Source organism: Capnocytophaga sp. G2 (assembly GCF_035282625.1).
GTDB lineage: Bacteria > Bacteroidota > Bacteroidia > Flavobacteriales > Flavobacteriaceae > Capnocytophaga.
Genome location: NZ_JAYKBU010000001.1, coordinates 123,892 through 149,105 on the forward strand (window position 1 = coordinate 123,892; position 25,214 = coordinate 149,105).

The 25,214-nt window shown below is 36.4% G+C and carries 24 protein-coding genes; 23 read left to right on the forward strand and 1 reads right to left on the reverse strand.

From position 1 onward, the window contains the following. Positions 1–115 precede the first annotated feature (115 nt). From VJJ03_RS00705 to VJJ03_RS00740, 8 genes are all read left to right on the forward strand, one after another. A complete protein-coding gene (locus tag VJJ03_RS00705) occupies positions 116–619 on the forward strand; it encodes a hypothetical protein (protein WP_323973204.1) in 504 nt (167 codons plus the stop codon). A gap of 2 nt (positions 620–621) precedes the next feature. After that, entirely contained in the window at positions 622–1,158 is a 537-nt protein-coding gene (locus VJJ03_RS00710; RefSeq protein WP_009744794.1) for a hypothetical protein, read from the forward strand. A 270-nt stretch (positions 1,159–1,428) separates the two neighbouring features. After that, the gene (locus VJJ03_RS00715) at positions 1,429–3,162 is read left to right on the forward strand and encodes a mechanosensitive ion channel family protein (protein WP_323973206.1); all 1,734 of its coding nucleotides are present in this window, start codon (positions 1,429–1,431) and stop codon (positions 3,160–3,162) included. 12 nt (positions 3,163–3,174) lie between these two features. Continuing rightward, positions 3,175–4,293, forward strand: a complete 1,119-nt coding sequence (locus tag VJJ03_RS00720) for a beta-ketoacyl synthase N-terminal-like domain-containing protein (protein WP_323973208.1) — start codon at positions 3,175–3,177, stop codon at positions 4,291–4,293. A gap of 107 nt (positions 4,294–4,400) precedes the next feature. Next, on the forward strand, positions 4,401–5,699 hold the full coding sequence (locus VJJ03_RS00725; RefSeq protein WP_009744798.1) for a M23 family metallopeptidase: 1,299 nt from the start codon (positions 4,401–4,403) through the stop codon (positions 5,697–5,699). An 11-nt stretch (positions 5,700–5,710) separates the two neighbouring features. After that, the gene (locus tag VJJ03_RS00730) at positions 5,711–6,949 is read left to right on the forward strand and encodes a sulfate adenylyltransferase subunit 1 (RefSeq protein WP_323973210.1); all 1,239 of its coding nucleotides are present in this window, start codon (positions 5,711–5,713) and stop codon (positions 6,947–6,949) included. A gap of 46 nt (positions 6,950–6,995) precedes the next feature. Continuing rightward, positions 6,996–9,170: a glutamine synthetase III gene (locus VJJ03_RS00735; protein ID WP_323973212.1), complete on the forward strand. Its 2,175-nt coding sequence runs from the start codon at positions 6,996–6,998 to the stop codon at positions 9,168–9,170. 23 nt (positions 9,171–9,193) lie between these two features. Further along, entirely contained in the window at positions 9,194–9,589 is a 396-nt protein-coding gene (locus tag VJJ03_RS00740) for a hypothetical protein (RefSeq protein WP_009744801.1), read from the forward strand. 18 nt (positions 9,590–9,607) lie between these two features. Here VJJ03_RS00740 and VJJ03_RS00745 read toward each other — a convergent pair whose 3' ends face one another. Further along, positions 9,608–11,938: a hypothetical protein gene (locus tag VJJ03_RS00745; protein WP_323973214.1), complete on the reverse strand. Its 2,331-nt coding sequence runs from the start codon at positions 11,936–11,938 to the stop codon at positions 9,608–9,610. A 562-nt stretch (positions 11,939–12,500) separates the two neighbouring features. Here VJJ03_RS00745 and VJJ03_RS00750 point away from each other — a divergent pair. The 15 genes from VJJ03_RS00750 to VJJ03_RS00820 all read left to right on the forward strand — a co-directional run bounded on the left by VJJ03_RS00750 (position 12,501) and on the right by VJJ03_RS00820 (position 25,184). Further along, the gene (locus VJJ03_RS00750) at positions 12,501–12,977 is read left to right on the forward strand and encodes a GbsR/MarR family transcriptional regulator (protein WP_009744803.1); all 477 of its coding nucleotides are present in this window, start codon (positions 12,501–12,503) and stop codon (positions 12,975–12,977) included. Next, positions 12,974–14,227 carry a Bcr/CflA family multidrug efflux MFS transporter gene (locus tag VJJ03_RS00755; protein ID WP_323973216.1) on the forward strand — a complete coding sequence of 418 codons (1,254 nt, stop codon included), beginning with the start codon at positions 12,974–12,976 and terminating at the stop codon, positions 14,225–14,227. Before VJJ03_RS00750 ends, VJJ03_RS00755 begins: the two co-directional genes overlap by 4 nt. A 219-nt stretch (positions 14,228–14,446) precedes the next feature. Continuing rightward, positions 14,447–15,559, forward strand: coding sequence for an efflux RND transporter periplasmic adaptor subunit (locus VJJ03_RS00760; protein ID WP_009744806.1), 1,113 nt, complete (start codon positions 14,447–14,449; stop codon positions 15,557–15,559). Positions 15,560–15,626: 67 nt separating this feature from the next. Continuing rightward, a complete protein-coding gene (locus VJJ03_RS00765; protein WP_323973218.1) occupies positions 15,627–16,604 on the forward strand; it encodes a carboxypeptidase regulatory-like domain-containing protein in 978 nt (325 codons plus the stop codon). After that, complete coding sequence (locus tag VJJ03_RS00770) at positions 16,601–17,107, forward strand: hypothetical protein (protein ID WP_009744808.1); 507 nt, start codon at positions 16,601–16,603, stop codon at positions 17,105–17,107. The genes VJJ03_RS00765 and VJJ03_RS00770 overlap by 4 nt, the downstream gene beginning before the upstream one ends. A gap of 5 nt (positions 17,108–17,112) precedes the next feature. Continuing rightward, positions 17,113–18,057, forward strand: coding sequence for a hypothetical protein (locus VJJ03_RS00775; protein WP_323973219.1), 945 nt, complete (start codon positions 17,113–17,115; stop codon positions 18,055–18,057). Next, on the forward strand, positions 18,054–18,248 hold the full coding sequence (locus tag VJJ03_RS00780; RefSeq protein WP_009744810.1) for a hypothetical protein: 195 nt from the start codon (positions 18,054–18,056) through the stop codon (positions 18,246–18,248). Before VJJ03_RS00775 ends, VJJ03_RS00780 begins: the two co-directional genes overlap by 4 nt. Before the next feature lie 71 nt (positions 18,249–18,319). Next, positions 18,320–18,886 (forward strand): methyltransferase family protein, encoded by a 567-nt coding sequence (locus tag VJJ03_RS00785; RefSeq protein WP_009744811.1) that lies wholly within the window; start codon positions 18,320–18,322, stop codon positions 18,884–18,886. Between the two features lie 316 nt (positions 18,887–19,202). Next, entirely contained in the window at positions 19,203–19,742 is a 540-nt protein-coding gene (locus tag VJJ03_RS00790; protein ID WP_040357894.1) for a carboxypeptidase regulatory-like domain-containing protein, read from the forward strand. 57 nt (positions 19,743–19,799) lie between these two features. Beyond that, on the forward strand, positions 19,800–21,197 hold the full coding sequence (locus tag VJJ03_RS00795; RefSeq protein ID WP_323973222.1) for an efflux transporter outer membrane subunit: 1,398 nt from the start codon (positions 19,800–19,802) through the stop codon (positions 21,195–21,197). 116 nt (positions 21,198–21,313) lie between these two features. Beyond that, the gene (locus VJJ03_RS00800) at positions 21,314–22,054 is read left to right on the forward strand and encodes a hypothetical protein (RefSeq protein WP_323973224.1); all 741 of its coding nucleotides are present in this window, start codon (positions 21,314–21,316) and stop codon (positions 22,052–22,054) included. Positions 22,055–22,127: 73 nt separating this feature from the next. Beyond that, complete coding sequence (locus VJJ03_RS00805; protein WP_323973226.1) at positions 22,128–22,868, forward strand: hypothetical protein; 741 nt, start codon at positions 22,128–22,130, stop codon at positions 22,866–22,868. Between the two features lie 69 nt (positions 22,869–22,937). Next, positions 22,938–23,477, forward strand: a complete 540-nt coding sequence (locus VJJ03_RS00810; RefSeq protein WP_323973228.1) for an NAD(P)H-dependent oxidoreductase — start codon at positions 22,938–22,940, stop codon at positions 23,475–23,477. Positions 23,478–23,611: 134 nt separating this feature from the next. Continuing rightward, a complete protein-coding gene (locus VJJ03_RS00815) occupies positions 23,612–24,364 on the forward strand; it encodes a DUF6261 family protein (RefSeq protein WP_323973230.1) in 753 nt (250 codons plus the stop codon). Between the two features lie 181 nt (positions 24,365–24,545). Then, positions 24,546–25,184, forward strand: coding sequence for a peptidase E (locus VJJ03_RS00820; RefSeq protein ID WP_323973232.1), 639 nt, complete (start codon positions 24,546–24,548; stop codon positions 25,182–25,184). The last annotated feature ends 30 nt before the right edge of the window (positions 25,185–25,214 follow it).

Sequence of the window (25,214 nt, forward strand, 5' to 3'; positions counted from 1 at the left end):
CTTTTTAGATTAATATTTTTAAACTAAAATTTAACAAAAAAATAAGTGTTAAAGTTGGTTGACTTTCATAAAAAAGTAGTTACTTTGCCACATAAAATTACTAAATAGTTTACTAATGAAAAAAATAATATTAGGAATTGCTTCTTTACTATTTTTCTTAGGCTGTTCTAAAAAAAGTGATGAAGTAATAACTCCACCGACAGCCACTACTTTAGAAGCATATCTTTTGAAAAATGGATATGATAAAAATAATGATGGTAAAATAGGAAAAGAAGACCAGTTAGAAGGGTTTACCGATTTGAATCTTTCAGGAAAGGGACTTACTGACCTTCAAGGTTTAGAAGTATTTACTCAATTAGAGACACTCAATGCTTCTGGGAATAACCTTACTGAGGTAACTTTAAAAAATAGAAATTTAACCTCTTTTAATTTGAGTAATAATAAGCTTGTTAAGTTGGATATATCCAATCTTCCTCTTATTGGAAGGCTTCCTATGGATGTTTCAGGGAATCCTAACCTTACTTGTGTAAGTGTAGGAGGAAATAAACTTATCATAGAACAAAATATGAAAAAGCATAAAAAAGATGCTCAAACTCAGTTTAAATCAACATGTAATTAATTATGAAAAAGATATTTTTAGTAGTACTTACCTTAATGAGTGTAGTTTCATGTGATAAAACTACTGTAAACAATGTAGTGGATAATCCTGATTATACCAAGCGTAAAAATAATAATAACAATAATAATACAACTCTTTCCTTGAAGGAATACCTTTTACCCTTATATGATGCTAATAGTAATGGTACTTTAGAGCGTTCTGAAATAGCAAGTCTTACTACTCTTGACGCAGCAGGAAAAGGACTTACTTCTTTAGAAGGATTGGAGGATTTAGTGAATCTTAAGCAAGCAAATTTCTCAGGGAATAATATTATGTCTGCAACGGTAAAGAATGTTATGCTTGAAGAGCTTGATTTGAGTAATAACAAATTAATAAGTTTGGATATCTCTCAGGCACCCCGCTTAGTGGATAAGTTAAATGTAAAAGGAAATCAAAATCTTAATTGTGTAAAAATTACACAATTACAACTAACTAAGTTCTCAAGAGCAACTTCCTTGCAAAAGGATAGTCATACAAATCTTTCACCATCTTGTAGTTAAGCTAAAAATTAAAGTTTAGTTAAAAAATATTAGGGTTCGAGAAAAAGTCGTACCTTTGCATCGTTTCATAATATTGGAATTTATTGGTTAAAAAAGGAATTGCCTCGCAAGAGGCAATTTTTTTATATCTATACTTCATTATTTTAGTTTATTAGTCTTTTATACTATAAGTATTTCTATTACTATATATTATGATTTAAAAAATTAGTAATTAATAAGTAAAGGCTAATCATTAATTTTGTATCTTTGCCTTCTAATATTAGGTAAACTATGAGAATACAGTTTTTTTTTCTTTTTAGTAGTTTTCTTTATTCATTAACTACTTTAGGGCAAGCTCAAGACAGTCTTTTACGGATATTACAGAAACAAGTAAGAGAATTAAAGATACAACGTAGTCAGGATTCTTTGAAAGTAAATGTGCTTAGTGAGGAGTTAAAGTCCTTATTACTTTTGGATACGCAGCACGCAGAAACCTCTAAAGATTCTCTTTATAAGAAACAACGTCAAGAAGAAATCAAGCGTATTTATTCTAAGGCTAACGGTGCTCCCATACGCTTGGATAATGACACTCTTTATACAATATATGTAAGTTTGGGATTTTATTCTCCCTTAGAGCGTTCTGAGTATATAGAGAAAAAATTACATAAATTAGTAGAACTCCCCGTATTTAAGCCAGATTCTTTAAAAATAAAACCTCATGATGACTTACTTATGATAACTTATCAAGGGGAATGGATACAAGCCATTAGTGAGGAAGATGCACTATTAGCTCATCTTACTAAGGAGGAATTGGCAAACTCCTTACGCGGGGACATACTTAGAGGAATAGACCAGTATAGAGAAGAGCATAGCATGCAGAAACGTCTCATGCGTATAGGAGAATTAGTCTTGCTTGTGATGGCAATTACTATTCTTTTCTATATACTTAATTTTCTTTTTAGAAAACTTAAGAAATTATTACTTAAGCAATCCGTTTTTAAAACTGGAATAAAAGTAAGGAATTACCAAATACTTAATAAGGAGAAGATTAATTATATTCTTACCAGAATCATATCCTTGATAAAATTAATTATATTCTTTATAGTTATTTTTTCCAGTATTCCTATAGCTTTAAAGCTTTTCCCTTCTACCCAACTGTGGGCAGAGAAGTTATTAAATCTTCTTTTAGAACCCCTTACTGAAATAGGAAATGCTATAGTGAAATACTTACCTAATCTGGTAGTGATAGGAATCATTATTCTGATTGCTCGCATTATCCTCCAGCTAATGCGTTATTTTCTGTATGAAATAGAGCGAGGAGCTCTCAAGATAAAAGGATTTTATAAGGAATGGGCAAAACCTACTTATAATATTGTACGCATATTGTTCTTATGTTTTGTCTTTATAGTAATATTTCCATATTTACCAGGTTCAGGATCTTCTGCTTTTCAGGGAGTTTCTATTTTTTTAGGATTACTCATTTCTTTAGGGTCTTCTTCTACTATTTCCAATGGAATAGCAGGGATATTTATTACTTATATGCGTGCTTTCCGAGAAAATGATTGGATAAAAGTAGGTGATCTTATTGGAATGGTAATTCATAAAGATAGTTTAGTAACTCGTCTTAGGACTATTAATAATGAGGAAGTTACAGTACCTAATTCTACGATACTTACAAGCTCTACTATGAATTTTTCTTCTATAGGGCGTACCAATGGACTGGTAATTACCACTCAAGTAAAAGTTCGTTATGATGCTCGCCTGGAGGAGGTAGATGCGACTCTTATTGCTGCGGCACAGGCTACCAAAGGGATTACAGATAGGATAACTCCTTATATCTATCATATATCCTTGAACGAACTTAATGCTACGTATGAGATTAATGCGCTTACCTTTGAACCACAGAATATGTATGTGATTAAGTCTGACCTTATTAAGAATATTTATAACGCTTTTCGTGAACGAAATATAGAGCTTACTTCTATTGAATTTGTAGAGATATCTGAAAAAACAACTCATAACTAATTAGTAAATAAAGTGTCATTCATACATTCTTATAATTGTGTAACTCCGTTAGGAATTACTGTCCAAGATAGTGTAGAAGCATTATTAGAAGGACGTACAGGGATACAATTTTTTCATCATTTTGGTAGAATTTCGGATATATATTTAGCAAAAGTTTCTACTGAAAAGGTAGAAGAATATTTTCCTTATATAAGTTCTACAGAGAAATGGTCTTGGTTGGAGAAAATGCTCCTTTTAGCTATAGTTCCCATTCTATCTACCATAAGAATTACAGAGAAGACAGCTTTTATTCTCTCCACTACTAAGGGAAACATTTCTCAATTAAATTCTCAAATGGAGAAAGGGAGCTTACCATACCTTACAAAGATAGCAAAAAAGATAGCTTCTTTTATAGGAGTAAAAACAGAACCTATTATAGTGTCCAATGCTTGTGTATCGGGAGTTATGGCACTTTCCTTAGCAGATAGGTTATTAAGAATGGGAATATATGAAAATGCACTTGTGGTAGCAGGAGATGAAATTTCAGAGTTTGTGCTCTCAGGGTTTCAGTCATTTCAAGCCATTAGCTCCAAGCCCTGTTGTCCTTATGATAAGGAACGTGACGGTATCACACTTGGGGAGGCTACTGCGGCAGCATTTCTTACCATTGAAGAACAAGGGAAAAACATTCAGATAATAGGAAGTAGTTCTATTAATGATGCCAATCATATTTCAGGACCTTCACGTACAGGAGAAGGTTTATTCCTAAGTGTACAGAATGCTTTATGTGATGCCTACATAGAGGTATCACAGTTGGACTTGATTAATGCACATGGAACAGGTACATTATATAATGATGAAATGGAAGCCATTGCTTTCTCCCGCTTGGGCTTGCAGGGAGTCCCCTTAAATAGTTATAAGGGGTATTTTGGGCATACCTTAGCCGCTGCAGGTCTGTTGGAAACCATTTTAAGTGTGGAATTAGCCCAACAAGGAACAATGATTAAAAGTGAAGGATTCAATACCTTAGGAGTTTCTTTTCCCTTGAATATCATAAGAAAAACACAAAAGGCTACAGTGAAGTATCTCCTTAAAACAGCTTCAGGATTTGGAGGAAGTAATACTGCTATAATAGTCAAAATAGGAGATTAGTTTCTTAAAAATACATTGTTGAATTACAAAGGCATATTAATTTCTTAAAAAAACTTTCCACTTTAAAAAAAAAATACGAACTTTGCTCTTATTTTAAACATAAACACATGAAGAGAATTCTGCAAGTAAGCCTTCTATTGCTAAGTTTTACAGCAATAACAGTAAGTTGTAAAAAAGAGAAGAAACAAGCCCAACCCCCTGTGGAGGTACCTCCACCTCCCAAACCTACTTATGAATATGGGTTTAACTTGCTGGAATATAATGTAGTGAAAGATACACTTAAAACAGGAGATACCTTTGGAGCTATCCTTAATGATCAGCATATTTCTCCTCAAAAAGTGGCAGAGATAACAGAAAAATCTAAAGAATTACTTCGCCCAAAGGATTTTCGTGCAGGACAGCCATACGCACTCATATTTGATAAAAAGATGCCCGATTCTCTGGCTTATTTTATCTATCAACCAAATCTGTTAAACTTTATAGAGGTGAGATTAAAGGACTCCATCTCAGTGAGGAAAATTGAAAGAAAAGTAACTATTGTAGAACGTGAAGGAGGAGGGTATATTAAGAATAATCTTATTGAAGATGTAATGAAGTCAGGTATGTCCTTTTCGGCAGCTTATAAGCTTTCACAGATATTTGATTATACTATTGACTTTTTTCACCTACAGGAGGATGACAAGTTCAAGATCATTTATGATGAACGTTATGTGGACGATACCATTAATGCTGGACTTGTACGAGTGAAAGCTGCTTTTTTTGAACATAAAGGGAAACCTTTCTATGCTTTTAATTTTGAAACAGATACTGTTAATCACAAATGGGGATATTATGATGAGAATGGAAATATGATGAAGCGTATGTTTCTTAAATCTCCTTTAGACATTTTTCGTATTACTTCTCATTATGGAATGCGTTATCATCCTATCCTACATCGGATGAAGGGACATTTTGGTACAGATTATGCAGCGCCTACAGGAACTCCTATTCGTGCCACTGCCAATGGAACAGTAACTCAGGCAGGGTATAGTTCAGGAAATGGAAATTATGTAAAAATCCGCCATGATAAAACGTATGAGACCCAATACTTACACATGTCCAAGATTATTGCACGAAGGGGACAACATGTATCTCAAGGAGATATTATAGGACTGGTAGGAAGTACAGGGCTTGCTACAGGTCCTCATGTATGCTACCGTTTTTGGAAAAATGGAGTACAGATAGACCCTCTTAAAGAAAGACTTCCTGAAGCCACCCCTATTGACGCTAAGCTTAAGCCCCGTTATCTTAAATTTGTAGAGCCTCTTAAAAAACAATTAGATGCAGTACCCTATACTAATATACAAACTATTGAAATAGAGGATGCTAAGGATGGTGATATAGTGGACTCATTACAAACTAATTAGAATTTTTAACAATGAATATATTAAGATTTATCACTGCAGGTAGTGTAGATGATGGAAAAAGTACCCTTATTGGGCGCTTATTATATGATAGTAAGAGTATTTTAGCAGACCAACTGGAGGCATTGGAACAACAGTCTAAAAATAAAAATGAAGATGGGGTTGATCTTGCTATCTTAACGGATGGCTTGCGCGCTGAGCGAGAACAAGGAATTACCATTGATGTGGCTTATCGTTATTTTGCTACTGCTAAGCGTAAGTTTATTATTGCAGATGCTCCAGGACATGTACAGTATACTCGTAATATGATTACAGGAGCCTCTAATTCAGAGCTTATCATTATCCTTATTGATGCACGTAATGGAGTTACAGAGCAAACACGCAGGCACTCTATTATAGCTTCGTTATTGAATATTCCTCAGGTAGTAGTAGCCGTTAATAAAATGGATTTGGTGAATTATTCTCAGGAGGTATTTGCTAATATCAAAAAAGAATATGAAGCAATTGCTCAACGACTATCACTAAAGAACGTTCATTATTTCCCTATTTCTGCCCTTATGGGAGATAATATTGTGAATACGACAAAGGCAATGCCATGGTACCATGGAACGTCATTATTAAATTTTTTAGAAACTATAGAAATTAATAAAGATAGATACCAACAACCGCGTTTTCAGGTACAATATGTAATTCGCCCTCAAACAGAAGCTTTGCATGATTATCGAGGTTATGCAGGAGAGATAATTTCAGGTACTTACCGAAAAGGAGATATTATTGAAGTACAACCTGAGGGTATCCTCAGTAGGATAAGTAGGATTGAGATGGCAGGAGTAGAAATCCAAGAAGCTGTAGCAGGAGAGGCGGTAGTGTTGCATATTGAAGATGATATTGATATTTCACGGGGAGATTATTTTACAAAAACGGATAGTCAACCACAAATAAGTCAAGATGTAGATGTGGTCGTATGTTGGATGGATAGGCGTGAATTGCGGGAGGGAAACAAATACCTCCTTCAGCAAAGGAGTCGCCTTACAAAGGTAATTATTAAAGAAATAGCCTATAAGATAGATGTAAATACGCTTGAACAAACCCCTCAGGTGGAAAGTGTGAAAATTAATGAAATAGCTAAGATTCACATAAAGGCAGCAACCCCTTTGGTATATGATAATTTCAAAGAGAACCCACCTATGGGGAGTGCTATTTTAATTGATGAAACTAGCAATGCGACTGTAGGGGCTGTAATGATAGAATAAATTTGCTCTTCCTACGCTATTTTAATATAACTTATATGATATAAATATGTTACGATTCAATGCCTTAACTGAATTACAGAAAAAAAAGCCTATTGTTGTGGTTGAAAAAGGTAAGCGTTCGCAGTTGTTTGCCGCCCATGTATTTAATGAAGAGGCTATGCATCAGAGAATGACACTTGAAGTTTTTGAAAGTGTTATGCAAGCAATCCGTAAGGGAACTAAGATAGACCGAAAGATAGCAGACCAAGTAGCTATCGCTATGCGAGATTGGGCTATTGAGAAAGGAGCTACTCATTATACACATTGGTTTCAGCCTCTTACAGGAGGGACTGCAGAGAAGCATGATGCTTTCTTTGAGCCTATTACACGTGATAAGGCAATGGAGCATTTCTCAGGAAATCAGTTGGTGCAGCAGGAATCGGATGCTTCTAGTTTTCCTAATGGAGGAATTCGCAATACTTTTGAGGCACGTGGTTACACCGCTTGGGATCCTTCCTCTCCTCCTTTTGTCTTTGGAACAGTACTTTGTATCCCTACTATTTTTATTGCCTATACAGGAGAGGCATTAGATAACAAAACACCTCTTCTTAAGGCTCTTAGTGTTATAGATAAGGCAGCTACGGAAGTGGTACAGTATTTTGATAAGAATGTAAGTAAGGTAACGACTACTTTAGGTTGTGAACAAGAATATTTTTTGATAGATAAAACCCTTGCCAGCACTCGTCCTGACTTACTTATTACAGGACGAACTCTCTTGGGACATACGGCAGCTAAGGGACAACAGTTGGAAGATCACTATTTAGGAGCTATACCCTCTCGTGTGTTAGCTTATATGCGTGACTTGGAACAAGAATGTCTTCTTCTGGGAATACCTGTAAAAACTCGTCATAATGAAGTAGCTCCTAATCAGTTCGAATTGGCTCCTATTTTTGGAGAAGCAAACCTTGCAGTAGACCAAAATTCACTCCTTATGGAGCTTATGCGAAAGGTAGCAGAGCGCCATGACTTTCTCATTCTTTTTCATGAAAAACCTTTTGCGGGAGTGAATGGCTCTGGAAAGCATAATAATTGGTCTCTGGTGACTAATACAGGGGTGAACTTGCTTTCCCCTGGTAGGACACCCTTGAGAAATCTACAATTTCTTACTTTTTTTCTATGTACAATTAAGGCAGTGTATACTTATGAATCTCTATTAAGAGCGTCCATTGCCTCTGCTACAAATGATTATCGCTTGGGAGCTAATGAGGCACCTCCTGCTATTATGTCAGTATTCATAGGAGAACAGCTAACTAAAGTCCTTCAGGAATTAGAAAAAGCATCCGTGGAGGAAACTACTTCTAAAGAGAAAAATGTATTGAATGTATTGGCAAATATACCAGATCTTCTGATAGATGCTACAGATAGAAACCGTACTTCTCCTTTTGCCTTTACTGGAAACAAATTTGAATTTCGTGCAGTAGGAGCCAAGGCTAATTGTGGTAAACCAATGATGGTACTCAGTACTATAGTTGCTAAGCAATTGATGAACTTCAAAAAAGAAGTGGATATTCTCCTGAAGAAAAATGAAATAAAAAAAGAAGAAGCTATTCTAAAAATATTACGTGAATATGTGAAGGTTTCCAAGCCTATCCTTTTTGAAGGAGATGGGTATAGCAAGGCTTGGGAAAAGGAAGCACAGAAGCGGGGCTTAAGTAATCATAAAACAACTCCTGAGGCTCTCAAAGAAAATATTTCTGAGAAGGCAATAGTCCTTTTTCAGGAAATGGGAGTACTTAGCCGTGTGGAGATAGAGGCTCGTTATGAGATTGCTTTGGAGGAATATGTGAAAACAGTACAGATTGAAGCACGTGTATTAGGAGATATTGCTCGTAATCATGTAGTACCCACAGCAGTACGCTATCAAAATATTCTTATAGAAAATGTACGAGGACTTAAGGAAGTCTTTGCAGAACATTATGAGGAAGTAGCCTTAGAACAAATGGATTTAATACGGCATATTTCAGAACATATTAAGGAAATTCATAGCAAAGTATCCCAAATGGTAGAAGCTCGTAAAAAGGTTAACCTCCTTTCTTCTTTTGAGGAAAAAGCCAGAGGATATTGCTATGAAGTAAAACCTTTTTTTGACCAGATACGCTACCACTGTGATAAGCTTGAACTTATGGTAGATGATGAACTTTGGACACTTACTAAGTACAGGGAACTGCTTTCTGTAAATTAGGAAAGCAAGCAAATATTTTATTTATGAAAGTTCTATGGTTTTTATTTCTTTTTATCCCCTTCAATGTGATTTCACAATCACACTTAAGCACAAAGGAGGAGTTCAAAAATTTCTTATATCGTTTTAAGACGGATAAGGCTTTTCAAAGGAAACATACTTTCGGTAACTTAGAGTTTTTTAATGGCGTTTCCCCTTATGTGATGAGCCAAAAAGAGCGTAAGGTATTCTTAAATTTTGAGAGGGAATTTGCCCCTAATGCTCCATTTATAAGTGAAATAACCGAAGACGAAGAGAATTTCTATTATGAGCGTACAGATACCTTAGAGCGAACCCAGACACTCTATATATTTAAAAAAACGGGAAAAGATTTTTCATTTGGTGCCTATACTCTATCTCGTATCAGAAAAGACTCTTATTAGAATAATTGTAATTTAAGATCAAAATTGACTTACTGAGAGTATGTTTTTTTCTTTAAGGAAAGTCAGTAATAATTTTCCATTTTCAGAGGTGATATCCGCTTGTGAGATAGAAAAAATGGGAAAATAAGGAAGAAGATCTCCTTTGAAATTGAATATATATAGCTTATTATTCTGTGTATCAATAACGGAACAGAGAAACCTGTTTCCTACCCAATGTAGGGTAGGTCGGTCATATTCGGCAAAAGGAAGTTCTATTTTTTTCTTGTTGAGAAGAAGAATATTACCACTAAGAATAACAGGAATATCCTTAAGACAATCAAAGAAATAAGGCATATTTATTCCTAAAGATTCTGAGCGAATTCCTCCATTTCCGTCTATGTAAAATTGTTTATTACTTCGAGTAGTAAAGGTAATAAAATCCTTATATAAAGTAATAGGATTATTAGAAAAATCAAACTTTTGGCTTAAGGGAATGCGAGTCGTTCCATTACGATGGAGGATACTTAAGGTTCCTTCCTTTTCAGGGAAGACAATAAAATCTTTTCCTAAGATTCTTAAATGTTTAGGCGTTTCTCCAAGGCCATTAGGCACATGGGATTTTTCAAATCCTTTTATAGGATTTGCTTTCTTATCTAACAAATGAATTTGATTCTGAGAACAAACGACAAAGCGATAATCTTTCGTTCTTTCATAATCAAATATTTGCAAAGGAAGAAGGGCTTCTTTATAGGAGATAGGAAAAGGGGCTACTTCCCTACCATTTCTATCAATTACCCAAAGAGAATGTTCGGTATTAAATGCCAATTGTAGGAAACCATTTTGAAATAAATCCACTTGAAAAATCTCTCCCACAATGGGGGCATCAAGGCGTCTCTTCCAAAGAATTTTTCCATCATTACCTATCAAATATAGTTGATTATCAATATCCTGTATAACTACTTCACGCTTATTGGTACGATGGTTGGTAACGAATTTGGGTAGGGTGCGGGCTTCTTTGTCCAAGGTAATCTGGAACCTCTCTTCTATACCCTCTTCCTGAGGAATTGCTAACTTTCCTTCACCTTCTCCGGTGGTTGTGGTAAAAGTTAATAAGTAAAATTCATCCTGAGGGCTGATTTGTAGTGATGCATATCCATATTTCTGAGCTAAGGAAGGAAATTTTTCAACGAAAGAGGAATTCTTTTGGAGGTTTTCTATAGCAATGAAGGAAGTTTGACTACTGCTTTTCTGTTGCAGATTTTCAAAAGCTTTTCTCTCAGAGAGGGTTTGTTTCATTTGTATAGCATTGATAAGTCCCTCAAGAGTTTCTTTCTTTTGGGAAAAGATGAGATTTTCCTCATTTTTGTAGATATACTTTGGTTGTAATTCCTTTCCAAATATAGAAAAAAAGGATTGAATATCAGAAAACTCTTCTATATTATAGATAGATTCCCCTTGAAAAGAATCTGTTTTAAGGATGGTAAAGTAGCGTAAGGTCTCTGTAGGGTTTATACTCTGTAGTACAGCTAAGGAATCCCCTTGAAAGGAAAAAAAGGAAACAGAAGAGATATCCTGTTGAAAATCAAAATAAAATTCTGTAGGGATAAGCCCTTCTTCAAAGGAAAAATAGAAGATTTCCTGAAAGGTTTGTGGAATTATCCGGTATATATCAGAAGTTTTTTTCTTATTTTTTACAAGAGGCAATTGTGGGAGACTGTCCGCAGGACGGAGAGAAGATCCGCTCATACGTAAGGTATTTTTCTCCAAGAAGAGATCCCAAGCTGTCCAAGAAGCCAAATTTTTCACCAAATTTTCAGGAAAAATACCCCCTATGAATTCTTTATTTTTCTTTTGAGCAAGAAACAAATTAGCGGGGACTTCTTGACTAATTGTTTTGGCAACTTTATGAAAATCAAGATATTTGCTTTCTATGCTTTTAGGAAAAGAAATATCCTTTAAAGAACTGATTAGTAACTGATTATTTTGAGTTATATAATACCACTTCTTATCTTCAATAGTTAAAGAATCTAATTTTTCAACAGAAATGTTTTTCCAAGGACTTAAGCTATCCTTTTGGATAATGGAGGTACTAAGGTATACCCCATCATGGGTATAAGCTACCCATATATTATTATCCTGGGGAAGAGAATGTAATAAGTTTTGTACATTTTGATTGGGATAATACTTAAAATAATTTTTCCAAAAATCATTATTAATTAATTGGTTGACAAATTGGTCTTTATGATGGATTTGGAATAGAAGAGAAGGTTCCTTGCTCAATAGATAATCCACAGGCTCAGGAGTTTTTTCTTTATGGGAACAACCTAAAAGAAAAAGAATAGATATAAAAGAAAACCCAAGTAAGCGCATGGTTAATAAATGGTTATAGAGTTAATGCCTCTGGTTATAAGAAAAATAGATAATTATACAAAAATAGTATATATTTCCATAGGTTGTTTGTCTTTATAGACAAAAATAAATTCAAATCTATAATTAATTAAAATACAAAGAAGATACTATGCTCATAATAAAGAGTAGGAATAGTTCTTATTTCATTTAATTATATCTATTTCCTCTGTAGCTTCTGGGCACAAAGGTACAATATACAAACAAAAACACCAAAAGAATAAAACAAAACTTTCACTCTCTCCTATGAACTTATCTTAGGATAAGGCATTCTCTTTTCAATATTTAATATTCTTCAAAATAATAGAGTTTTTTACTATTATAATTTATAGCATACGTAATTTTTAAGAATATGTTAAAAATCAATTCTTATATTGTTTAAAAAGATAATAGTTAGGATATTATAGTATTTTACCCACCCTGTAACTTTACAAAAATATTAACGTTTTGGTTCGCAAATGATAGAACTAAATAACTATCTTTGCCCCAGAAAAGTATTTATTTTTATACTAACTAACACTTAACCATGCAGACAGAGAAACTTGCTCTTATAGAGATGATGACAGAACTCTTTAGAAGAATACACCATCTTTCCCCTATGGCAGCTAAGATACTTTCAATACTGGCGATAGAGGGATGTTCTGAGGGGCTTACTTTCGAATCTCTTATAGAAAGGCTCCATGCTAGTAAAAGTAGTCTTTCTACAAATATCAAAACGCTGCTGGATAAGGGGTTGATTCATTATGAGGTAAAGGAAGGCAAACGAAGGAAATATTTCAAATCCTTTCCTTTTGATAAGCGCTTTGGGAAGTTCTTAGAACTGATTCGCTATGAGAAGAATTTTACACTTAAGTTTATAGAATATACACAGAAACAACCCTTACAAGAGGATACATTTACTAAGAAAAAACTTAAGAAAACAGAAATACTTTTGGAATTTCTTACTACTATAGAGGGTATAACAGAAGAATTTTTACAGAAAATACAAGAAGAGAATAAGTGAAAAACTATAATACAGATATCTTTTTTATACTTATTTTGGGATTGCTTTCCATGCTCACTCCATTGGCAATAGATATGTATTTGCCATCATTTGGGAGTATAGCACAGGATTTGCATGTTTCCGAGGAGAGGATACAAACTACATTGGCTCTTTTTACCTTAGGCTTTGCCTTTGGGCAACTTCTTTGGGGTCCCCTTTCTGATAGTTATGGTCGTAAATCAACCATTTTAACAGGAGTACTCATTGCGGCAGTCATTTCTCTTATGCTTACACAAGTAGATGAGATCATACATTTCTATGTTTTACGTCTTTTACAAGGTTTCTTTGGTTCTGCTCCTGCAGTAGTGGTAGGAGCCTTACTTAGGGATATATTCAATAAGGCTGCTTTTTCTAAGATGATGTCCATGGTGATGATCGTAACGATGATAGCTCCCTTACTAGCACCTATATTGGGCGGGTATTTGGCTGATTGGTTCCATTGGCATTCTATCTTCTACCTTTTATCGGGATTAGGATTGTTATGTGCTCTATTGGTATGGCTTCGTATTGCTGAAACACTTCCCAATGAGAGACGTATCTCTTTGGATTTAATAGGGGTATTACGTAATTATCGTTCTGTGGCAACTAACAGAAAGGTGATAGGATATATATTCACGAATGCTTTTTCCTATTCAGGAATGTTTTGTTTCCTTACCTCAGGTTCACTTGTCTATACTGGAGTGTATGGAGTAGCTCCTAAGAATTTTGGGTATTTTTTTATTCTGAATGTGGGTGTGATGATGCTTGCTACTTTTTTAGGTGGACGGTTTGTTACCAAAGTAGGAACAGAACGCATTCTCCGTATAGGGTTGTTTATACAGTTTATGGCAGGAATATGGCTGGCTATCTGTGGTGTCTTTCACTTAGGTCTGTGGGAAGTGGCTATAGGGGTAGCTCTCTATGTAGGAATGGTGTCCATTGTATCAAGTAATGCCAATGCTGCTGTTTTGGAAATATTCCCTCGTACGGCAGGGACTGCCAATTCATTAATAGGAATGTTTCGCTTTGCTATAGGAGCAATCATTGGAGCAATATTAGCTTTATTTTCTGTGAAGACAGAACGTCCTATGTTATTTGCTATTACATTGAATATATTAGTAGCTATTACTTTTTATATGGCTTTTGTATGGAGAGAGCTCCACAAAGAACGTTTTAAAGGGGCTCTTAAAAAGGAAATAGATATTCCTATTATGGGAACACAGCTTAAATAGAAGTAAAAAAAAGAATTTAAAGAATAACATAAAGCCTTATGCTTTTATCTTGTAAAATACCTCAAAGAGGATCCTTGAAGAGAGTTCAGGAATACTTTTCTAAGTTCAAGGAGGTATTAAATGTAGAGAAGGACAGAAAAATAATAATTACATGGTCAGGGACTAATCCCATGAAATAAGAAACTAAAAACGAACTATATTAAATAATAATATTTTTTTATGAATAAATTTTTATTTTTGGCAAGTATTGCTACCCTTATGATAGGGTGTAAAAAAGGAAACCAGCAAGCAGGGGTTCAGATGGGTATGGAAAAGGAGAAAACATTACCTGTGATCACTGTAACAGAACAGAGTACTACCTCCAATCTTTCCTTTCCGGTGAATATAGAAGGGGTAGTTAATAGCCCTGTACAAGCAAAAATCTCTGGTTATATTACAAAGGTATTGGTAGATGAAGGGCAGGCAGTTCGTCAAGGACAACCTATGTTTCAGCTTGAAACACAAACTCTTAACCAATCTGCAGCTTCTGCTAAAGCACAGATAGAAGTAGCCCAAGTAGAGGTGAATAAGCTCATTCCTCTGGTAGAAAAGAATATTGTGAGCAAAGTACAACTTGAAACAGCTCAAGCCAACTTACAACGCGCTAAGGCTGCATATAATGAGATCGCAAGCAATATAGGCTTTGCAGTAGTAAAGGCTCCTGTAAGTGGGGTAGTAGGGGCTATTTCCTATCGTGAAGGAGCTTTGGTAACCGCTAATAATACAGTGCTTACTACTGTTTCCGATGTAAAGGATGTATATGCTTATTTCTCTATGAATGAAAAAGACTATTTAGCTTATTTGGCACAAACCCAAGGGGCTACTGTAAAGGAGAAAATAGCTAACTTTCCAGAAGTGTCTCTGATATTGGCTAACGGACAGACCTATAACCAAAAAGGGAAGATACAAACAGTTACCGGTCAAATAGATCATACCACTGGAGCCATTCAATTTCGTGCGACTTTCCCTAATCCTGATCGCTTGCTCACCAATGGGAATAGTGGAACTATTCTGATTCCGCAAACCTTCGATAAATCCTTAGTGATTCCAGAAGTAGCTACTTTTGAGCAACAAGGAAAAGTATTTGCTTATAAAGTAGAAAACGGGACTATCAAGCAAACTGTGATTACTTTAAGAAGTCGTGCTAATAATTTGGTCGTAGTGAATAGTGGTCTTAAAGCAGGTGATGTAATCATCGTACAAGGGCTTAATGGGGTACGCACTGGCGACAAGGTAACTCCTCAACCCGTTTCTATGGATAGTATTGTCAAAGCTATTCAACCGATATTCTAAAAAATCTGTCTCTCAAGGAACCCTTTTCCAAGAAGAGGGTAGGGGGAAATGATAAAATCAAAGGATTATGGATTCTTACAGAACTATTTTTGAGAACAATCGACAGTGGGTGGAGAAGAAGATTCTTTTACTTTTTACATTGTTTTCTCTGTCTCTCACGGCACAAGTTAAGGAAAACCAAGGCGGAGGTATAAGGGATTTAGGAAAAATTTCTCATAAAGGACAACCCCTTTGTATTGTTGATGGAAAGAAATACACCAAGCTCAGAGATAAGTTCAAGAAGCTCCAACCAGAAGATATAGCTCACATAATGGTATTTTATCCAGAAAGGGCAAAAGGTCTTTTTGGGAGTAGAGCAAAAAATGGGGTGCTATATATCATCACTAAGGAAACTTTTCAGAAAGCAGAAGCACTTGCCAATAATCCACCCAATAGACAATTCAACCGAAAGGAGCGGCATTATGCAGAGATTTGGGAAATCTATCAAATGCAACAGCCTATAGTGGTTTCAGGGAAAGTTACTGATAAAGAGGGAAATCCTCTTGCTAATATTAGGGTATATAACAAAGATAGGAATACCGAGAGTTATACAGACAGTTTAGGGAATTACACGATCAAAGCTGAACGCTGGGATATGCTGATGGTTCATTGTTGTACTTCTTGCAAACTGATTACTGATGAAGAGAAAACTCAAGAAATTAATTTTGTGGGATCATTTGAAGGTACTTATAAAGAAGCAGAGAAAGCGTATATAGAAGAGATGATAAAGCGGATTCCTCCGAGTGCAATAGTGCAAATTTCAGAGGATCATTGTGCCACACCTCTCTTTGTGTTGGATGGTATGGTTATGGACAAGAAGGAGTTCCGAGAGAAAACAAGTAGGTTAAAGATTTCAAAAGAGATTCATTACCTTACTCCAGCAGCAGCTACAGCTATTTGTGGTTCTGGAGCTATAGATGGGGTATTGGTAGTGGTGACTGAAAAAGCTAAGAGGAAATACGAAAAAAGACAAGCCCGTAAAGCTCAAAAAAACAATAAGCTATGAACAGACTTACTATATTTCTATTCTTTTTTACGCTTTCCACTATGGCGCAACAAGTACAAGATACACTGGGAAAGGTAAAAACATCTGAAGAGGTGGCTAATACAAAGATTATTATTGGGCGCCCGAAAAATGCTCTAAAACATTATCCATTGTTTATTGTTGATGGAAAAAAATATAAAACAAAAAAACCTGAAGAAGATATAAAGATAGCTAATGAGGATATAGAAAATGTGGTTGTTTTCCTTCCTCCAGAGGCTAAAAAACGCTTTGATAGGCGTGCCAAATATGGAGTGGTCTATATGATTTCTAAGGAAGGATTCCAAAAAGCGAAGGAGATTGCCAGTGAGATAGGCAAACGAAGATTGAACAAGAAAGAGCGCCAATATAGAGAAATCTGGGAAGTGTACCAATTTAACTTAGCTGAACTATCTAAATTGTCTGACCCTTCCAATCAGTTTGACCCAACCGAAGAACGTAACTCGTCAGAGAAGACTAAAAACTAACAACTATGCCCCGACTTGCTATATTTTTATTCTTTTTTACGCTTTCCACTATGGCACAACAGGTGCAAGATACGCTGGGGAAGGTGAAAACACCTCAAGAGGATTCTAATATAAATCCTACTATAAGGTGTGTGATGGGTTTAAGCCCGCAGCCGGTGTTCTTTTTGGATGGAAAAATAGTTGGTAATACAGGAAATATAGATACAATAAAATCATTTGACCCAGAAGATGTGGCTGCTTTGATAGTTTTTAGACCGAAAAATGCAGTAGATTTTTTTGGAAAACAAGCAGAAGGAGGGGCTATATATATAGTAACAGAACAGGCATATAAGAAAGTGCAGGAAGTACAGCATAAGAAATTAAGGGAATTGACCCGAGAAGAATACAAATACTACCAAATAGCACAAATATTGGAAAAATTCAAATTTCCTATAATGGTAACAGGTAGGGTTACTGATGATGAAGGTAATCCTATCGCTGGCTGTAAAATAGAAAACAGAGAAAGAGACGCTGAGGTATATACTGATAGCTTGGGAAGATATGAGATAAAAACTCGCCGTTGGGATGCTATATTAAGTGAATGTGTAGGGCAGTGCCGTGTTGTTGTATCCGATAACGTAGAACAAACGATGGATTTTGTACGTCCTTCTCTTAAAAAACCTTCTATCAACTATACAACTGTGGGTCTGGTGACGGTAGGAGGTTCGCCTTGTGATAAGCTTTTTGCCCTTAATGGTAAGCCGATGAAGGATAAAAAGCAATTTCTCAGAAGGATAAAAAACAGTAAGGAGATAGAAGCCCGTGAGATAGAACAGCAAGAGGCTATAGCGCTTTATGGAACTCAAGGTCGTTTTGGTATTGTAACGGTCAGAGATGAAAAAGGGCGAAAACAAGATAAAATTTATACAAGAAAATTCAAAAGAAAAATGCGAAAAACACAACAATTATGACCCGATTTACTATATTTCTATTCTTTTTTACGCTTTCCACTATGGCGCAACAAGTACAAGATACACTGGGAAAGGTAAAAACATCTGAAGAGGTGGCTAATACAAAGATTATTATTGGGCGCCCGAAAAATGCTCTAAAACATTATCCTTTGTTTATTGTTGATGGAAAAAGATATAAAAATAGATACTGAGGATATAGAACGTATGGTTGTTTCTTTTTTCGAATTAGCATAAACTTATAACCTTATAAACCCAAAGTAACATGTTAGATTTTTCATTTTTCACAACCTTTCAATTCGGCTGGCTTAACGCTTGGATACCCGCGTTTGGTATAGTGCTGATACAGTTTGTTTATATGGTCTTATTCCGCGAAGTGGGCAGGCGTGCGGTAGACACATCGTGGTATACGTCCAAAGACAGGTTTTGGTCCAGGGTAAGTATGTTTCTTCAAATTGTGTTGCTTGTGCTTTCGGTCTTTGTCCCGTTTAAGTTGGGCACGCTATGGTTTGTTGTCGGTGCCACGATATTCGCCCTGTCATTAGCCGCCTTTATCTGGGCATTTCACAGCTATGGCATTGACCCAGCCGGAAAAACCATTAAGAGCGGCATCTATTGTTGGTCACGCAACCCCATGTACCTATTCTTTTTTACGGCAATGCTTGGAACATGCATTGCCTGCGCCTCGCTTTGGCTGCTCATCGTTACTGTTCCCTTCGGGATTGCGATGCACTTCACCATATTGGGCGAAGAGCGTTATTGCGAACAAACATACGGGAAAGAATATCTAGAATATAAAGCCAAAACGCCCCGATATCTGCTTTGGGAATGAGAAAGATTAACCAAAACTCATAAGTCATTAAGGATTGACAACAAATCTGTTACATTATAGATGCACTACCACTTATTGGTAGGCATACTAAATATGGAGCCGTCTATATTATCTCTGAGGAAGAGTCCTAAAAAACAGCAGAAATGGCTAATGAAAAAGGCAAACGAAGATTGAACAAGAAAGAACGACGATATAGAGAAATCTGGGAAGTGTACCAATTTTACTTAGCTGAACTATCTAAATTGTCTGACCCTTCCAATCAGTTTGATCCAACTGAAGAACACAACTCGTCAGAGAGGACTAAAAACTAACAACTATGACCCGAATTACTATATTTCTATTTTTTTTTACGCTTTCCACTATGGCGCAAATCATCGTATCAGGAAGGGTTTTTGATGAGAAAAAGAAACCTTTCCCTACGGCAATAGTATCCAATGGTAGAGAAAAGGTATATACCGATGCCCAAGGAAACTATACTATACAAGCAAAACTATTTGATATTCTCTATTTTGACGGAGAAACAAAGTTGAAAGGGCGTAAGATAAAGTATGAAGAATACTGTGTGGTAGAGAATACACCTCATCAAGAGTTTAATACAACACTCTATTCGATTCTCTGGCATAAGTGCGAAAGGGAAACAATTTGTACGTATGGGATTTCCTTTTATCTCAATGATAAAAAAATCACAACAGACAAAGAAGCATTCAAGGAGCATGTGCGCAACGGAGAGTTTTATACCTATGAGATACGCACTTGCAATGAACTTCCCGAAACTATAGAAAAGCTCTCTCGGTATACTGTCCTTGTCTATACTGAAGATTACTATAACCAACATATCAAAGATAAACAAAAATAATTAATATTATAAAACCTTATCGCTTATTATCTATTACTTATTACCTAAATTAAGATTATGAACAGAATCATTTATAAAGGTTTCGCAGCGGCTTTTGTAGCCCTTACCCTTACCGCTTGTGCAGGTCGCAAAACTTACGAGCGTCCCAATGTCGTAAATGAAAAACTTTTCCGTACGGATAATATCTCTACGGATAGTCTTAGTAGTGCCAATGTCTCTTGGCGCAATATCTTCACCGACCCGCTCTTGCAACAACACATCAGCAAGGCACTTTCCAATAACCTCGATGTGCGTGTAGCGATGCAAAGTGTGATTTCAGCACAAGCCTACCTCAAACAAAGTAAGGCATCTTTTATTCCTACCCTCTCGGTGGGAGCTAACTATACTCGTAGCACCTCATCATTAAATGCTGGAGGTGGTGCTCCCGACCGTACTTACAACAATCTATTCGATATCACAGGTAGTGCTTCGTGGGAAGCCGACATATGGGGCAAGCTATCCGCTCAAAAACGTGCTTCTTATGCCTCTTATTTAGCAACTTTGGAAGCCCAAAAAGCAGTACAATCCGAAGTGGTAGCTACCTTGGCAACGGCTTATTACCAACTACTGATGCTCGACGAACAGAAAAAGGTATTGGAACAAACTATTGAGTTTCGCACCAAAAGTTTAGAAACTACCAAACAACTCAAAAAAGCAGGTTCTACTACCGAAGTAGCGACCAAACAAATCGAAGCACTTGTATACAACGCACAGGCGCAACTCATTGCTATCAACAATAGCGTTTGGGCATTGGAGAACACCATCTGTGTACTCTTGGGTGAAGAGCCTCATAACATAGAACGAAGCACGCTTGCTGAGCAACAATTCCCCACACAGTTTCATCAAGGATATGCGCTAAGTCTGCTCGAAAATCGTCCTGATGTGGCACGTGCCGAACTGAACTTACGCAACGCCTTTGAACTTACGAATGTAGCGCATTCCAATTTCTATCCTACGCTTACTCTTTCCGCTCGTGGAGGTATCAGTAGTACCGAACTCGATACTTGGTTTTCTGCCAAATCAATGTTTGCTAATTTTATAGCAGGATTGGCACAACCTATTCTCAATCGCCGACAAATACGCACCCAATACGAAGTGCAGAAAGCTGCTCAAGAAACCGCTTTGCTGAATTTCAAAAAAGCAATTCTTTCAGCGGGCAAAGAAGTATCCGATGCAATGCGTCAATTCAGTTCGCAAGACGAGTTCATTCAGCTTAAAACCCAAGAAATGAAAGCCTATCAAGATGCCACCGACTATTCCAAACAATTGTTCGATAGCGGTATGGTGAATTATTTAGAGGTCATTACAGCCGAAGTAAACCGCCTCAACGCCGAGCTTAGTGTAGCCAACGCACAGTTTACCCGTATGCAGTATGGCATTACTTTGTATAAAGCATTAGGAGGAGGCTGGAGGTAGGGGCGAATGGCTGTTCGCCCAACACTTTAGCAAAGTTTTAAACTTTGTCAAAGTCGCTATTTGACTCGTCTGACTAGTCTGATTCATCCGACAAGCCCTATAAATAACAAAACACTATGACAACAAGAGAAAACATTCAAGAATTAAACGACCATTTACAGGCGTTCCCAAAGGCAGAAGACATCTTTACGAAAGACCAACAATGGCTCAGAAAGCATTTTTTGCCCCTGATGAGTATCGATTTGGCAGAAATCAACCCCGAATGGGCGGGACAAAAGGTGTATATGTTATGCCCTTTTGAGGCGAATATAGGATATATGGGGGGAAACACTACCGAATATCACAATGAATACACTGCCCCTAACTGGGTAACGTTCAAACTTACCGATGATAACAAGTTTGAGTTCTTAGGAAACGAAGGATTTTTTGAAAGAACTAAATATCATAACTGGGATTTCGATTCTAAAGAAGAGAAAGAACTTCAAGAAATGGTGGAGTCCTATGAGCAAAGCAAGAAAAACATAATAAAATACGGTACCTTAGTAGATACTAATTATCCCGAATATCAAGGCAAACCCAATAGAGTAAATTATTTGAACAATTTGGGTGGAGATATATGGAGTGGAAATTGGCAAGGCTCTATTGATGATGGTGAGTATCCAAAGGCTTTCGATATGCAATTGGAGTATGAAAGACAACCCTCACCTGACTGGATTAAGATTTCATACCAAGGAAATCCATTTTACTTTATTGCAGATACAGCAAGTTATGATTGGTGTAAAGGGCATATAGATGGTATCATTATGCTTTACGAGCCCGTAAGCCGTATCGTGCTATTCACTTTTGATTATTCATAACATCGTTTTTGTAGTATGCGTAGCGGCGAATGGCAATTCGTCCTAAATTCAGAAACCTTAAATAATTATCATTATGCTCTCAAGAGAAAACATTCAAGAATTGAACGACCATTTACAGGCGTTCCCTAAGGCAGAAGACATCTTTACGAAAGACCAACAGTGGCTCAAAAAGCATTTTCTGCCCCTGATGAGTATCGATTTGGTAGAACTCAACCCCGAATGGGCAGGGCAAAAGGTATATATGCTCAGTCCGTTTGAGCCTTACGAGGTTTATATAGGCTATAATACTACCGAATATCATAATGAATATACTGCTACGAATTGGTTAGCCTTTAAATTGACTGATGATAATAAGTTTGAGTTTCTGGGAAAAGAAGGATTTTTTGAAAGAACAGCCATTCACGACTGGGATTTCAATTCCGAAGAAGAAAAGGAATTTCAAGAAATGCAGAAAGGCTACGAGAAAAGTAAAGCAAATTTCGAGAAATACGGCTCATTAATTAATTTATATTCTCCTGAATACGACGGAAAACTGAATAAAGTGAACTACTTAAACAGATTGGGGGGAGATATATGGGACGGAAATTGGACTACAACTATTGAAAGTGATGAGTTTCCGAAAGCATTTGATATGAAAATAGAAATAGGTAATGACCTCCCTAACGATGGGATTAGTATAACCTATCAAGGAAACCCTTTCTATTTTATTGCAGAAACGGCAAGTTACGATTGGTATGGTGGCGGTATCGATGCTATCATTATGCTTTACGAGCCCGTAAGCCGTATCGTACTATTCACTTTTGATTATTCGTAAATTGATTAAGCAATTTAAATATATTAACAATTTAATTAAATCATTAATTGCCCGTGCGGCTCGTATCGAATGAAAACACTCATTATAGTAACACACCCTCATATAGAGGATTCTCTCATCAACAAACGTTGGATTGAGGAGCTCGAGAAATACCCAGAGCAATATACCATACATCAGTTGTACAAAGTATATCCCGACGAACATATCGACGTCAGGAAGGAACAACAACTGATAGAGCAGTACGACCACATTGTATTTCAGCTTCCGCTCTATTGGTTTAGTATGCCACCGTTGTTAAAGAAATGGCAAGACGAAGTTCTTACCTACGGTTGGGCTTACGGAAGCAAAAGCGGTTATAAAGTAGGTGGCAAAAAGGTAACGCTTGCCATTTCGGCAGGTATTGATGAGCGTGAATATGCGCATAACGAAAAATACAAGTACACCCTTAAGGAATTGTTGCGTCCTTTTGAACTCACGTTCGAATACATTCACGTCGATTATCGTCCGTTTTTTGCCTATTACGGCATCGAGCTGAACAGTACAACCGAATGGATTGAGAGAAGTGTACCATTATATAGGCAGTTTTTAGAAGAATTTGCCAAACAATAATTAGTTTATATATCTTTTCACAATTTTAAATCTTAAAGTTTAACACTTCTGACGGCTAATTTAGACAGAAAATCAAGGCTTTTGGTACGTTTGTTGTGGCATTATTTCTTAACAAATCATAACCGAGATTCATTATGAATAAAAGAATTAAAGGACTTGCTATTGCAAGTTTACAGAACCACGAACATTACGGGTTCGTAACCGAAGTAAAATTGGCATTAGAACAAGCCAATATTGAATCGCTCGCTACCCTTTTGGGTAAGTTTACGCCTTTGGTGGAGGAGGAAAACAAATCGCTTGAGGTGGTTGCCAAGAGTGAGCACACGCATCGCTTGAAGGAATTAGACCGCAATCGCGACAATATGTTTCGCGGACTTTCGGCTTGCGTAAACGAAGCCTATTACAGTCCTACGAAAGAGGAACGCGAGGCGGCAGTGCTTATTAAGATATTGCTCAAAACCTATGGCAATATCATTTCCGAGAGTTTCGAGTCGCAACACAGCAAGACACAAAACCTCATTCAAGACCTTCGCGCCGATAAGTATGCGGCAGCGGTTAAGAAGATTTCGTTAGCGCGATGGGTGAATTGGCTTGAAGAAGCCGAGAACACCTTTATGGAGCTCTACCGAACACGCCGCGATGAGCGGGCTTCCACTATCGCAGGGACTCGCGCACTCAGGCTCATTCGCAAAGACATCGATGTGGTATATCGCGAAATCATTATGCATCTCAATGCTCTTGCTGTGATACAACCCACTGAAACCCTCAATCAGCTTATTGCACGTATCAATATTCATATTGATAAGCTCGTAGCGCTGAAAGCAAGTAGGTCTACACGTGCCAAAAAGAATCCCAAAACGGCAAGCAATGGCACCAAAGAGAGTTAAAAACAACTCATTTACACGTATCAACGGTACGTAAATTATTCAACAAGGAGTAATTTACGTATCGTTACGATACGTTGAAGTTATAAATAAGATGATAAAATTAATAACAACGATAGTTCTGTGTAGTATTTTTTCTTTTTCAAGAGGTCAAAACACACTATCGAATAACGAAAATACAAATATGAAAAGATTATTTTTAACCTCATCGTTCAGTTCAGTAGCAAAATTGTTTGAAGATTTTGCAGGTGAACCCGTAAATGGGAAAAAACTTGCTTTTATCCCAACAGCAAGTTTGGTAGAAAAAGTGCGTTTTTATGTAGATGATGATAGAAAAGCCTTTGAAAAATTAGGTTTTATCATAGAAGAATTAGAAGTTTCTACCGCTACTACCGAAGAAATAGCCCAAGCATTAGAGCAAAATGATTATATTTTTATCTCTGGAGGGAATACATTCTACCTAATGCAGGAACTAAAAAAGAAAGGAGCAGACAAGCTACTTATAGAACAAATTAATAACGGAAAGTTGTACATAGGTACTTCGGCAGGTTCTATCATTGCTTCTCCTAATATTGAGTTCGTTAGTGATATGGATGAAACTAAAAAAGCTCCAGAATTAACTGATTATTCAGGATTACATTTGGTAGATTTTTACTTTTTGCCTCATTATTTGAACTTTCCATATAAGGAAGTTACTCAAAAAATAGTAAACGAATATTCACAGAAAATAGATTTGCGACCTATTTCTAACAATCAAGTAATTACGGTTTTAGGTAATGAAATAAAAACGCTTGAAAAACCTAAACGAGCAACTAAGAAATAGAAAGTTTTGTTGTGTTAGTTTCTCAATATC